This window comes from Shewanella sp. SG44-6, from assembly GCF_014164185.1.
Taxonomy (GTDB): domain Bacteria; phylum Pseudomonadota; class Gammaproteobacteria; order Enterobacterales; family Shewanellaceae; genus Shewanella; species Shewanella vesiculosa.
The window spans coordinates 1-13,138 of the sequence record NZ_JACJER010000126.1; the positions used below are offsets into that span (position 1 = coordinate 1).

Genomic DNA, 13,138 nt, shown 5'->3' on the forward strand with positions numbered 1-13,138 from the left:
ATTTAATATTTTAGTGTTGTTTTAATTCTTTTCTTTAAGTGCTTGTTTTTATATTTTCTTCACCTAAGTTTTTAACTTTGGTTTTAAACCTATGTCTTATTTTAGTCTGTTATTTATGTTGGTTTGATATTTTTTGTTGTGAAGTGGGTCACTGTTAAAAAATTTTTTATTTGTATTATTGATTGGGTTTGTAATTTATTTGTTTATCTTTGGTTTTTATTTTACTCAATATAGTTTCTTGTTTGTAACTTAACGTTAATAAGGTTTATATGTTTAAATATAATAAATATTTTTTGGTGCTATTAGCAATGAGTAATAATGCATTCTCTAATGGTGATATTGAAAATTTTTCTGAATGGATACACAATGGTAATGTTGGAGGTACAGCGAAATCGTACTATTTCGAACAAGATTTTGACGATTCAAATGCAGAGAATAGCTCGATTTGGGTGAATGGTGGTAATGTTACTTTTAATACATCAGAGTTTAATGGGTTTAAATTGGGAGGAGAAGTACAGGGATCATACGTTAGTAACATCAATGATGATGATGATAGAACTGCGGGCAGTATAAACGCACAAGGTCTTGTATTATCAGAAGCTTTTTTGAGGTATCAGTTTGGTGGTACGGTGTTTTCTGGAGGTAGACAACACTTTTCATCACCCTTGATCGCTAACTCAGGTTCAAGATTGATAAAAGAGTCTTTTGAAATGTACCAGGTATCTTCAAGTCATTTTGAGGATACTGATATTTCGATTGGTTATGTGACTAAATATCAGACTCGAACAGATAAATCATTTTATGTTGATAATGAATTTGTTGATTTTGATTATAATGGTTCTGGTTCCCCTGGCGACTTTTATAAAATAGGCAATGATGGCGTCTTTTTCGCACAAGTTAATAAACGGATAGCTAAAAAAGTTAAAATTAACTCACAGTACGCAAATGTAATAAATGAAGTCCAAGCACTTTATGCGGATGTAGAATATACATTGCCAACTAACTTTAACAGTTATATTGCGGTGCAGTACTACAAAACTAAGTGGGATAAAAATGAACTAGTTGATAATGATCTTTTGGGCTTTAAAGTAGGTTTCAGCCAAGAGGGAGTAGATTTTTTCGCTGGTTATACATTAGCTGGAGGGAATGAAGGAGAAAATAGAGTTTTTAGAGGCATAGGTCAAGGAGCTTATTATCAGTTTACTGCAACTACTAAAACTGCGGGTGTTGCTGCATTTGAAGCGGGCACAAATTCGTATCAACTGGGGTTAGGTTCTACTATCTCTAATATTAAAGGTAAATTATTTTATACATCTTTTGACAATCCCATAGTTGGAAAAGATTTAAATGAATGGACGGTTAATCTTGCATATCAATTTGATGGTAAACTAGCTAATTGCGGTATATCAGTTGATTTTTCAATATTGGATTATGAAAATAATCAAAAAGATGCTACTGATTTAAGGACAAAATTCTCTTATAGCTTTTAGCGGTTATAACTTATTAAAAATTTTATTTTTGATAAAGGTTGATTCCCTGTCAATGTTATTTTAATTGTAAATTCAGGCCGTATTAATCTGCTTGGATTTACAATTTTACATGATAAATTACCTCTAGATGATTAAAAGTGATCAAAAACTTGTCGGTTGATAATTGTCTCAATGTCCACTTTTACAAACGACCTCCACTGGAGTGTATTTTAGAACTAAGTAAATTAAATCACAAACCGACGGATATTTTATAACTATTTTACATCACTAGCAGTAGTGGCTAAGAAATATCGGCTGCTACTTTATAAGACTACTGTAGAGGTTAAATTACGTTTGTAACTCAAACTTGTTTTTGCCCAAAACTTGTTAGAACTAAAGCATTGCTTCACTTTGCTTGCCTCTATTTTGCTATACAAAAGCTAATCAATATTCTTCTGTAAAAGTTTTCGTTTATTTGATTCCTTAATCGTCATCCGAATTGATATATCAAAATAATTTATGTCGACCATATAGAAGCAAATGCAGCATCTGAAGACTTAGGGCTAGGCTCCGCTTTATCAATCGTAAATCTAACAGGAATATTAAATGCCGAGCCGAAACCGATAGCATCGCCTCTAGGTAAACCTGATATTTCGCTAAGAGTATGTTCATTACCATTTTCTATCGCATGTCTTAATGCATTGATGTCTCGTTCATTAGTTAAGCGCAGCGAGATCCAATTCGAACACATGGCGAGAACAGTCGACGATAGCTCTGATGGGCGTTGAGTGCTAACAAGTAAAGAACAATTAAATTTACGCCCTTCTTTTGCAAGCCTTTCATATGCTTTAAGTTGAGTTCCTTCTTCTGCGAAGGGATCTCTAAGGTAGTGATGTGCTTCCTCTAAAAGCAGCATGGTTGGATAATTCTTATCTTGGCCTCTTTTAAATAATACATCCGAATACATTTCTAAAAGTGAACCTAAAATCATTGGAGCATGATCATCTGCTATATTTTTTAAGTTAATGATATGAACATCCCAATCTTGTGGTTCCCCCGATTTTTTACCAAAAATATAATCAACTTCATTCTCAACTTCTTCATTCCACATAGTCATCGGGTCTTTGATAACTTGCCCTCCAGATAAGTTAACTACATTCCTGAAGCGTGGATCATCTACAAGCTGTTGAATAATTTTAACTAATGGCAATACGTTACCATAACTAAATGCATCTCTTTTGCTTTCGCCTTGAGGTGTATATGCTTGGCAGCCAAACTCAGCAACAAGGTTAGCTAGCGCATTAAAAGGTGGCCATGTTGGAAAATATCCAAGTGAATTGCTTCTCAATTTTTTAAGCCACTGGCTTAAGTCCTTTTGTCCATCTTGTCGACAATCATCAACTAATTCAAACCAAGTTTGAGTGGTAGAAGGCGGTATTGTTTCACCAGTCAGTATGGACCCATTAGGATTTACACACACCATATGAAGTGACTTCAATGCATTTCGTAGTGCTGGTAATTGTGTTTTATCGCTTGGTCTTAATAATTTGATTAATCCCGCATAGCCAAATGCTTGATAAGGTATTCGATGATAGACAGGGTATTTACCATCAAAAAAAGGAGGTGCCGGCACAGGTTCAAATATAACTGAACTAGTTATTGAATGTGGGATGCTACCCAAAATGGTCTCTTTCACTCGTTTTTGACCGATAAATGCATCAGCATATTCACCATTTATATCGAAAATAACGAGTCTGGATTTTGTAAATTTTTCACGTATTCTTTGTGATAACAGTGCATTAAAATTTGATTTCCCATAACCAGTACTACCAAGAACAGCCAAATGTCTAGAAAGTAGAGAGTTGAGACCAGCATTGATTCTTGTCGTTTTAGTTCTTGAGTCTCGCCCTAGTTCAATTGTGGAGTCTTTTTCATCTTCATTTACGCCATAAATAGTTTCTAGATAGTCGCTCGACAGGGGAATCGCTTTTGCTCCTAATGTTGGTAATTTCCAGTTTTCGGAAATAAACTTTCGAGTTTCACCATCCAGAAATACATAGCCCACAGAATATGCAATGAGTTGCCTTAGTGGGATATCAGTTACATTCATTGTGCCGACATTAGAAGAATGAGCTTTGTCTGGATCAACAAATGCCATATCAGTGACTCTAGCAATAACAAGGTTAGTGCCAGCATCTAGTCCAATTAAATCGCCAGGTTGAGAGACTGAGCTTACCCCTCGTCGGTGAGATGCTAATTGACCTTTGTGTCCCTCAAGTAAGTTAACGCGAATTTTTGTGCCTTCAAGCGCAACAACATACCCAATAGAATCGACGCTTTCTATGCTCATATCTGATTTCCACTTTGAACTAGATCATTAATAGCGGCTACAAGATCTTGAGTGGAAGTATCTCTGGGGAATAACACAGGCTTTGGAATATATTTAACAAATGAATTGAAGTAGGCTTTGTCATCTCCGCCAACAATTGTAATTTGGTTTAATGACAGTGATTTAAGTTTTTTGATGCATTTTTGTGCTTCATTTAAATTAGCTGTATCTGTCGATATTGTATCGAGCTCAGGATAGAAAATAACAATATGTAGTGAAGGGTTGAGAAGAGCCCCAAGAATGATTCGATTGATATGATAGTCACCAAAGCCATATCCATTTACAAAAATGGCTGTTTGAGGTTTTGATAGAAACTCACTAAACCTGCGAAACATCTCACCGTAGACAAAACCGATCGTGTGGTGATATTTATTGGCACCAGGATAAATTAAGAACTGCTTATCATATACAGCTTCGCCTTTTAGCAATGGATCAATATAACGGTTCTTCGCTAGAGCTGAAGGGATCTCTTTAATATAACTGTCATGTTCTTGAACCCAAGACAGGGAGCCATGCAGTTTATGCAAATAGGCATGATAGTGCCCAAATCTGGCCTCACCTTTTGCATTGACGTTTCTAAAGCTCAAGTCAAAATTTTGAGGTTGAAAAGTTCTTGTGTGAAGCCCTGAAAATCCATTCACAAGTTGAATGCCTATTTCTTCAGCAGCCCACTCTAAGGAGAGATCATAGTTGGTGGTAAATAGCATCGGAGCGGCTTGACCAGGCTGGCGATTTGAAATTAATTTTTCAAGCAGTTCTCGGTGAGATTTGAATTGCTCTTGAGATCCTAAGTTCTCATCACCAAAAGCTTCTTGTTTTACTAGTAGTGCCGCTTTGGTTACGGATTGATATAAGCAAAGTAGAATTTTCTGAAGCCTGCCTACTGGTTGGGACTCAAAATCTGTCTCGGTGTTTAATGGTGATGTTTTTTTGTATACCGATAAATATTGAGTTACTTGATCTAAAAGTTGCTCCACATTTACATCTTGATTATTGATATTTTCTTGAGTTATGAGTTTAAAAGCAAGTAATTCACTGGGTAGATTAGGCGTACTGTCTATTGCATCAAGCCATACATCTTTCATTGTCTTGCCGCCACACCCTACCGATGCACCAGCACCAAGAAGGACTCCTATGTTTTCTAATTGGCATAAAGAGCCTAAATGACTTTTAAAGTCTTTTTCAGAGATATGGCTACTTCCTTGGAAGATAAATTCACTCATTTTCGTTCCGTGATAACAATCAAATTATGTTAGAATTGTGCTTCTTTTGTAATCTTAATACAATGACTTATCCAACTTTTTAGTACCAATCGCGATTCAGGATAATGGACCTTATAGTTTTATGGCGATAGCGATTAGTGGGTATGTTTTCCAATAGGGTTTGAAGGTATTAACGCTGGATGCTCATATCATAAACAAGTTCACCTCATTAGTTAATGGTCATGCTGGGCGTACACAAGCCGTTCAAGCAGGACAAATAACAGTTGGCTCAACGGGCCGTTAACCGCCAATTATAGTATTTGGTTAAATTTTAGAGAAACTATGTCAAACTTTAGAATGAAAAGACCCAATTTCCCTAAATGGGCACCTACATCAGTTATATCTGTGTGGGAAGAAAAAGCTACTGAAGTAGAATGTTGGTATCATAAATTTCCTATGCTTGAGCCTGAAACTGACGATGCTGATGTATTGGATCGTCTTCTAACTTATGAAGATATGAAAAGTGTGTGGGAGCGGTTACCAAAGTACAATATTAAACCCACACTGTTTTGTTCAATGGTGCAGCGTTCCTTGTTGTTCTTGGATATGAAACCCTACAACCTCACTCCCAAAGAATACTCTAATTGGCTAATTGAGGTTAGGGAAACTGCGTTAAAGTTAAAACAACTTGTTCAGCATAGTGCTTATGATCGTATCTATCAGGAGCAATACTTGGTAAAGAGACAAAAGCACATGCTCCGCAGTGTCGTGGCACACTCTTTCAAAATATTAGATCCAGCAACAGATCCAGAACAACATAAGAAAACGAAACCATTTTACGAGTCATGGCCGGATCTATTGCCTAAATTGTTGAGTGATGCTTTATTCGACATCGCTAAAACGGACTCAGATGATGATATAGGCATCGCTGGTGCTAAATCTTCAACATCAGTGAAGTTGGATAAACCGAATCATCCAAATGCTAAACGTAGCTATTTTGTTCGCAAGTTGACACAAATGCTTAGAGATCAAACAGGCCAACCTTTGCGTGATATCGTGACGATTACTACAGCCACGGTTTTTGACATTCCGAATTTAACTGAGAGGCAAGTAATTAGAATGGCACCCTGACACTATTCTTCTAATTTTCGTTTTTAGTGTCATGTCTGGTAGCGGATAGAACGACTTATCATGTTGTAACTTCCACAACAGGATTGAAAACATGAACATTAAAGTATCAGTTAGTTTAAGCATTAGTAATCAATCATTGCTTCGTATGTATCAAATAGCTCGCATCGTATTTATGGCAGCATGTATGTTTATCTAAGCATTGAGCATTTGGCTGCGAACAAACTTCTCAAGAGAGGCTTTACCTATAGGAATTTTAATCCGAAACTCACGTATTTGATTTAAAATTCTAACTCGGAAATGTCCGTGCGACCTGAAGTCGTATGAAGGGCTGTTCACCGCGATAATAGTGAACCATCTGTATCACCAGATGACCCTAAGACTCTGAATAAAGCAGCGAGTCTGACAATGTAACAATATTCGGCTTTATGCCGAATGGGAACAAAATCGTGAGAGGACGTTTTTCCTGATAACCACAAATCGGGTAAGTGCTAATCATGAACGTAAGTCAATACATGTAATAAGGTGCGCTATATGCGAATCAGCGGAAGTGGGTTATACGCTGGGGCCAAAAGGCAACGAGAGTTGGGGGCTTACAAATGAGCAAAGTTGGGAGAAATGATCCGTGTTGGTGCGGGTCTGGTAAGAAGTATAAAAAATGCCATTTAAATAGATCTACTGAAGAGGCACACTCAATCAACCGACTCATTGCTGACCTAAAGTCAAAGACATTTCATAAAGAGTGTATGCATCCTGATTCATCTAATGGTTCTTGCAGTAGAAAGATTATTGACGCTCATACAATTCAAAAGAAAGGGCCATTGAAGTCGATAGCTGATGAATCAAATCATGTATATTGCTTCAGAAATGATCAGAACGGAAAAGATGTCGTTTTAAAACTAGGTTGGCAAAAGGCATCTACTTTCAAGGGCTTCTGTGCGAAACACGATAAGGAAATGTTTAGCCCCATTGAAGATGAACTATATTACGGTTCCAAAAATCAAAGTCTTATCGCTGGCTATAGAGCTGTAGCTTTAGAGTACTTCAAAAAAATCAGCGTTGTTAAAGGGTTACCTTTCATGAGTCAACATGTTGATAGAGGTATGCCTGTAGAAGCTCAAATTGAATTTCAGAGATACCTGAACTCAATGAAGCAAGGCTTTTTTAAAGGAATCGATGATTTTAAAGAAACATTAAATACTTATGCAAATAGCCACAAGTCTCAAGCCTACGATGATTTTGAGAGTCTAACTGTTTACTTTACGGGAGACTTAAATATAGCAGTTTCAGGTTGTTTTTCACCTGACTTCACTATCAGTGGTAAGCGAATCCAAACTTTAGCGCCGGGTGTCAAATTTGTAGAGAATATTGCAGTTAATACTTTGAATACAGAATCTGGTCATGCTCTAGTTTTTTCATGGCCTAAAACTTTTACGAAATGCTCTGAATTTGCCGAATCTTTAATTAGCATTAATCATAATGACCTTCCAAGTAAATTGGTAGAATTAACTTTTAGCTATATAGAGAATACTTACTTTTCTATGAGTTGGTTTAATGGGCTTAAGAATGATAAGAAAATATTAATAGAATCTATGGCAAGAAGGTCGATCCAATATGGAGAAGCGGTTGAATTTAGTAATTATGAGTATACAAACTGGAAGGTGGAACGTGTTGTTCGCAACTAGGGGTTTTGCGCCCATCCCCTCGAAATTAACCTTAGTCTAAATTTTTAAGCTTTTTTCTAACTCTAATTACCGTACTTCGACTAACTCCAACTGCTTCAGCCGTTTTATTAATACTAAATCCAGCTTCAGTAAACGAGGCAATCCTATCATGAGCCTCTAAATCAGGCTGACGACCGTGATAAAGTCCCTTTTGCTGTGCTTTTACAATACCTTCTTTTTGCTTACGTTCACGTTCTCGATATTCTTTATATGCACTGGCCGCTAATATTTCTAACAGCATATTATTAATAGCACTAAGTATTGATCTCATAAAATCATCACTTGGAAAACTGCCAAATGTTAAATGACTGGTTGGTAGATCTAAACTAACAACACTAATTCCTTTTTCATTTATTGAGGCTACAAGAGTTTTCCAATCATCAGGGCTTAGCCTTGTTAAACGATCGATTGATTCAACTAACAAAACATCACCGGACTCTGATTCATCCAATAAACGAATTAGCTCTGGTCTATCTAAAGAATTACCAGATTTATTTTCTATATAAAAAGAAGCAATTCGTTTGCTGAAGCCAGAAACGAATTTTTTTAATGAGCTTTTTGCTCTATTTGCATCTTGCTCAGAAGTTGATGCTCGTAAATATGCTCTTATGAACATTTTTGCCTAATTAGGTCTATTTAGATGGTGTCATATCATATAGGTTTATTTAAGTGGTGTCATTACGTAATTGCCTGTGATATATTAACAGTATCTTTAGGGTGTACTCATGTAGAACTGCATGTAATAACACTAATTTGGACTTTGATAATGAAAAAGGATAAACCATACATTGTTGTGGTTTAATATTGTTGTAACAACGGTAACTTTACTTATTTAATAGAAGAAAAAACAAAATCAATTAGCGATGTTTAAACTGGTATTCATTGATGGTCACTTTAATTAGATATAAAGTAAGTAAACAAAAAGTCAGTAAGGTAATTGATAACGTGTCTAAACGAACCATAAGTATGTTGGCTAAAGAACTGAGTGTAAATGTCGAAACAATTCGCTTTTATGAACGCAAAGGCTTAATTAAACAACCACCAAAGCCTATGCAGGGCTATAGACATTACCCGAAAGAAACGGTAAATAGAATACATTTTATCAAGCGTTCTCAAGAATTAGGTTTTACGCTAAATGAGATTGAAGGGTTACTTGCGTTAAACGATAGTCCATGTAGTAAAGTACAAGAATTAGCTAATAAAAAACTGATCGCAGTACAAAAAAAGATGGCTGACTTGTTGTTGTTAGAACACGCTTTGGAAGAACATTTAGGACAATGCCAAAATAATGATGACGATAGCCACTGCCCAATAATTGATTCGTTGCAACCGAAGTAAATGATTCACTTAACTACCATTTCCCACTAAAACAGCATATCCAATTTTACTTCTGCGCCTTAATTCAAGTTAGCTTATTCCCCGTATCTGTCGTAGCAGATTATCAAAGATAAATTTTTTATAAATCACCCTTGACTCCGTACTTAGGTACATGCAATACACTTGCATTATCACTTAATGAGGTATCTATATGAATCAAAAAGAATCAAACCTTCCAATGATAGGAGGCATCATAGCAGCATTAGGCGCAGGCGTATGCTGTGTAGGTCCTTTGCTCCTGTTATTACTTGGGGTAAGTGGCTCATGGATTGGTAATTTAACTGCATTTGAACCCTATAGGCCATTATTTATCGCATTTGTAGTGTTGTTGTTTGGTTACTCAGGTTGGAAAATTTACCGTCCTGTAGAAGAGTGTGAGCCGGGAACGGCCTGTGCAATTCCTAAGAAACAGCAACAACGAAAAGTCATTTTCTGGCTGAGCGCTATAGTTGCGACAATTTTAGTGACCAGTAATTATTGGATACTTTTGTTTGCTTAATATACAGATCAAGAAATTTATAACATTTTAAAATTTGGAGCTAATTATGAAAAAATTATTATTAACCGCACTGCTTTCACTTTCTAGTTTTGGTGCTTTTGCTGAAGTAAAAACAGTTACACTGGAAGTGCCAACGATGAACTGTGCGACATGTCCAATCACAGTTAAAAAGTCATTAGAAAATGTTGATGGCGTTGAAAATGCGAAAGTTACCTACAAGCCTAAGCTAGCTGTTGTTTCTTTTGATGACACTAAAACCAACATCAATGCATTAATTGCAGCGACTACCAACGCTGGCTACCCTTCAAATTTAAAAAGTGAAAATAAGTAATGTTTAGCCCCTTAGAACTAGTTACGCGTATCGGAGATAAAGCAGGCTCTATAGGTGCACTTGTTTCGGCAATGGGATGCGCCATGTGTTTTCCCGCGATAGCTAGTCTTGGTGCGGCAATTGGGATGGGATTTCTTAGTCAGTGGGAAGGGGTATTTATCAATACGTTGTTACCACTGTTTGCAGTATTAGCGCTGGCAATGAATATCTTAGGCTGGTTTAGCCATCGTCAATGGCACCGTAGTTTTATCGGTTCAATTGGCCCCATTTTGGTTTTACTCTCTTTATACCCTTGGTTCCAGTACGGGTGGAGTTCATACGTTACTTATACGGGGCTAGGACTAATGGTTGCTGTATCAATTTGGGACATGGTTTCTCCTGCGAATAAACGCTGTGATGATGAAACTTGTACCGCTTAACTTTTTAAGAGGAATAAAATATGTCAACGAATAGTTGTTGCTCGTCAAATGACATCCAGCCAGAACAATTACATGTAGCCATTATTGGTAGTGGTTCAGGGGCCTTTGCCAGTGCGATTAAAGCAGCAGAAGGCGGAGCAAGAGTTACTATCATTGAAGGAGCCGATGTAATCGGAGGTTGCTGTGTAAATGTCGGCTGTGTTCCTTCAAAAATATTGATCCGTGCTGCGCAATTAGCGCATCAGCAACGTACTAACCCGTTTGATGGTTTAGAAAATATTCAGCCACAACTTAGCCGCTCCTTATTAGCACATCAGCAAAACGCTCGCGTCGAAGAACTACGCGATGCTAAATATCAACGTATTTTAGAGAGTAATCCCGCGCTATCTTTACTTAAAGGTTATGCACGTTTTAAAAATCAAAATACCTTGCTAGTTCACAAGTCTGATGGTAGTGAAGAAGAGCTGGTTGCAGATCGCATTTTAATTGCAACAGGCTCTACACCAAGCATTCCGCCAATTAAGGGTTTAGTTGATACACCTTATTGGACATCAACAGAAGCCTTATTTGCAGAAGAGTTACCGAGTAGTCTAGTTGTCATCGGCTCCTCCGTTGTTGCTCTGGAAATTGCGCAAGCTTATGCCCGTTTAGGTAGCCGTGTGACAATTCTAGCCAGACATACCCTTTTATATGCTGAAGATCCGTTATTAGGTGAAAAACTGGCAGAGTGCTTTGAAAAAGAAGGTATTAGGGTACTTAATAATACGCAAGCAAGTCATGTTTCTTATGATAGCAATGGTTTTTCATTGGAAACTAACGAAGGAACATTAATCGCTGAAAAATTGCTTATCTCTACGGGTCGCCATGCAAATACTGGAAAGCTTGGTTTAGAAAATATTGGTGTTGAAACAGATAAAAGTGGTGCCATTGTTGTTAATAGTATGATGGAAACATCAACAGCTAACATTTATGCCGCTGGAGATTGCTCCAATATGCCACAATTTGTTTATGTTGCTGCTGCTGCCGGAAGTAGGGCTGGAATTAATATGACAGGTGGAAATGCGCAACTCGACTTATCTACCATGCCTGCTGTTATATTCACCGACCCACAAGTTGCTACGGTAGGTCTAACCGAAGTACAAGCTTCAGCGGTAGGAATAAATACGATAAGTCGTGTACTTGATATGGAAAACGTACCAAGAGCTTTAGCAAATTTTGAAACGGATGGTTTTATCAAGTTGGTAGCTGAAGAATCCACGGGAAAACTGATAGGCGCACAAATTTTAGCCCATGAAGGCGGAGAACTGATTCAAAGTGCGGCTCTTGCTATTCATAATAAAATGACAGTCGAAGAATTGGCAGGTCAACTATTTCCGTATTTGACGATGGTTGAAGGATTGAAGTTATGCGCTCAAACCTTTAGCAAAGACGTTAAAGAGCTATCTTGCTGCGCAGGGTAATCATTTAACGGTAATGTACTTACAGAAATGTTAATGGAGTGCCAATTGATTGAATGTAATCAAGATATCTTAAGGCATTCCATTAACAACACAAATTGGAAGCATGCTAAATCATGATTAAATCTAAGGTTGAAAACATTCCTGTTGGTGAAGTCAGTTTTTTGACAGAGATACCTGACATCAATAAGTTCATTAGTAGTGATGATGATGCGTTGGATTTTCCTTTGAGTATTTCTCAACTGGCACTAGCTGCACAAACATCTGTCCATACGGTAAGAAATTATGTTCTTGAGAACTTAGTACACTGCGAAGAAAAAACTAAGTCAGGCCATTCACTTTACGGCTTATGTGCATTAAAGAGATTAAAGTTCATTCGAGCAGCAAGGGCGGCAGGTCTTCTTGTAGTTGATATCAAGCCATTACTAATGGCAATAGATGCAGGAGAAAGAAAAGTTCCTGAAGACATCCAAAAGCTGCTACTTACTAAAATCGAGCATAGAAAAGTATTTTTAAATCTAGTAACAAACCAAATTGAAGAGTTTTGCAATTAGAACAATTATAGAACAGTTCATGGCTCGACTAAAAACTTGTTAGCTTATCTGTTTTCTATCAATGTTAGCTTGTATATATCAAGCATATAGAATATCAACACCTCCAATTTTTAATGGCACTTTGATGCGCAGTACCTTTTGAATTAGAAATACAAACAGATGGCATTCTTTAACTTATTGATTCTACATCACTAAGTAAACCAGCTAAGTCGATTTCTTTGCGGTCTTTATTAAAGGCATATTCCCCATTTAGATTAATGTGTTGCCAAGCAACAGGTGAAAGCCGAGAAATAACATCAACCACATCTTGCCTACCGTTCCTCTCTTGGATTTGTAAAAATGCCGATAGTAACGCGGAATTATAATAAATAATGCAATTTGAAATGAGTCGAGCACAATCGTTCCATTGTGATACTTGGTAATCATTCCCCCCACGAAATTTATTGCCATTAACTGAAGTAATAGAGGTCCGGCCGGTAAAAGTGTTGGAATTAGCCACTTCGAGTATAACTAACTGAATAATAAAGATTTAATCAACCAGCAACTCAAATGACATTGGTTTAACCTGCTTGGTCAAATCCAGCTCAAA

Annotated in this window: 13 protein-coding genes; 9 read left to right on the top strand and 4 right to left on the bottom strand. The window is 37.0% G+C overall.

What is annotated here, in order from left to right; all coding sequences use genetic code 11:
* Positions 1-308 precede the first annotated feature (308 nt).
* Positions 309-1,490, top strand: coding sequence for an OprD family porin (locus H5185_RS17840; protein WP_259396251.1), 1,182 nt, complete (start codon positions 309-311; stop codon positions 1,488-1,490).
* A gap of 496 nt (positions 1,491-1,986) precedes the next feature.
* Here H5185_RS17840 and herA read toward each other — a convergent pair whose 3' ends face one another.
* Positions 1,987-3,819: an anti-phage-associated helicase HerA gene (gene herA, locus H5185_RS17845; RefSeq protein WP_182742759.1), complete on the bottom strand. Its 1,833-nt coding sequence runs from the start codon at positions 3,817-3,819 to the stop codon at positions 1,987-1,989.
* Positions 3,816-5,081, bottom strand: coding sequence for an SIR2 family anti-phage-associated protein (locus tag H5185_RS17850; RefSeq protein ID WP_182742760.1), 1,266 nt, complete (start codon positions 5,079-5,081; stop codon positions 3,816-3,818). Before H5185_RS17850 ends, herA begins: the two co-directional genes overlap by 4 nt.
* Positions 5,082-5,402: 321 nt before the next feature.
* On the opposite strand from H5185_RS17850, the gene H5185_RS17855 reads away from it, so the two are divergent.
* The gene (locus H5185_RS17855) at positions 5,403-6,191 is read left to right on the top strand and encodes a hypothetical protein (protein WP_182742761.1); all 789 of its coding nucleotides are present in this window, start codon (positions 5,403-5,405) and stop codon (positions 6,189-6,191) included.
* Positions 6,192-6,787: 596 nt separating this feature from the next.
* Positions 6,788-7,873 carry a YecA family protein gene (locus tag H5185_RS17860; RefSeq protein ID WP_182742762.1) on the top strand — a complete coding sequence of 362 codons (1,086 nt, stop codon included), beginning with the start codon at positions 6,788-6,790 and terminating at the stop codon, positions 7,871-7,873.
* Between the two features lie 31 nt (positions 7,874-7,904).
* On the opposite strand, the gene H5185_RS17865 is transcribed toward H5185_RS17860, so the two are convergent.
* Positions 7,905-8,528: a recombinase family protein gene (locus H5185_RS17865; RefSeq protein WP_008467336.1), complete on the bottom strand. Its 624-nt coding sequence runs from the start codon at positions 8,526-8,528 to the stop codon at positions 7,905-7,907.
* A gap of 269 nt (positions 8,529-8,797) precedes the next feature.
* Between H5185_RS17865 and merR the strand changes: the two genes are divergently transcribed.
* The 6 genes from merR (at position 8,798) to H5185_RS17895 (ending at position 12,549) form a co-directional block, all read left to right on the top strand.
* A complete protein-coding gene (gene merR / locus H5185_RS17870) occupies positions 8,798-9,250 on the top strand; it encodes an Hg(II)-responsive transcriptional regulator (RefSeq protein ID WP_008110844.1) in 453 nt (150 codons plus the stop codon).
* Positions 9,251-9,440: 190 nt separating this feature from the next.
* Positions 9,441-9,788, top strand: a complete 348-nt coding sequence (locus H5185_RS17875; RefSeq protein ID WP_016899520.1) for a mercuric transporter MerT family protein — start codon at positions 9,441-9,443, stop codon at positions 9,786-9,788.
* 46 nt (positions 9,789-9,834) lie between these two features.
* Positions 9,835-10,119, top strand: coding sequence for a mercury resistance system periplasmic binding protein MerP (merP, locus tag H5185_RS17880; protein ID WP_008110847.1), 285 nt, complete (start codon positions 9,835-9,837; stop codon positions 10,117-10,119).
* The gene (gene merC / locus H5185_RS17885; protein ID WP_008467331.1) at positions 10,119-10,538 is read left to right on the top strand and encodes an organomercurial transporter MerC; all 420 of its coding nucleotides are present in this window, start codon (positions 10,119-10,121) and stop codon (positions 10,536-10,538) included. Before merP ends, merC begins: the two co-directional genes overlap by 1 nt.
* A gap of 20 nt (positions 10,539-10,558) precedes the next feature.
* Entirely contained in the window at positions 10,559-11,998 is a 1,440-nt protein-coding gene (merA, locus tag H5185_RS17890) for a mercury(II) reductase (RefSeq protein ID WP_182742763.1), read from the top strand.
* A gap of 113 nt (positions 11,999-12,111) precedes the next feature.
* Entirely contained in the window at positions 12,112-12,549 is a 438-nt protein-coding gene (locus H5185_RS17895) for a MerR family transcriptional regulator (protein ID WP_008110853.1), read from the top strand.
* A gap of 169 nt (positions 12,550-12,718) precedes the next feature.
* Here the strand turns inward: H5185_RS17895 and H5185_RS17900 are convergent, their stop codons facing one another.
* Entirely contained in the window at positions 12,719-13,048 is a 330-nt protein-coding gene (locus tag H5185_RS17900) for a Tn3 family transposase (RefSeq protein WP_182742764.1), read from the bottom strand.
* Between the last annotated feature and the right edge of the window lie 90 nt (positions 13,049-13,138).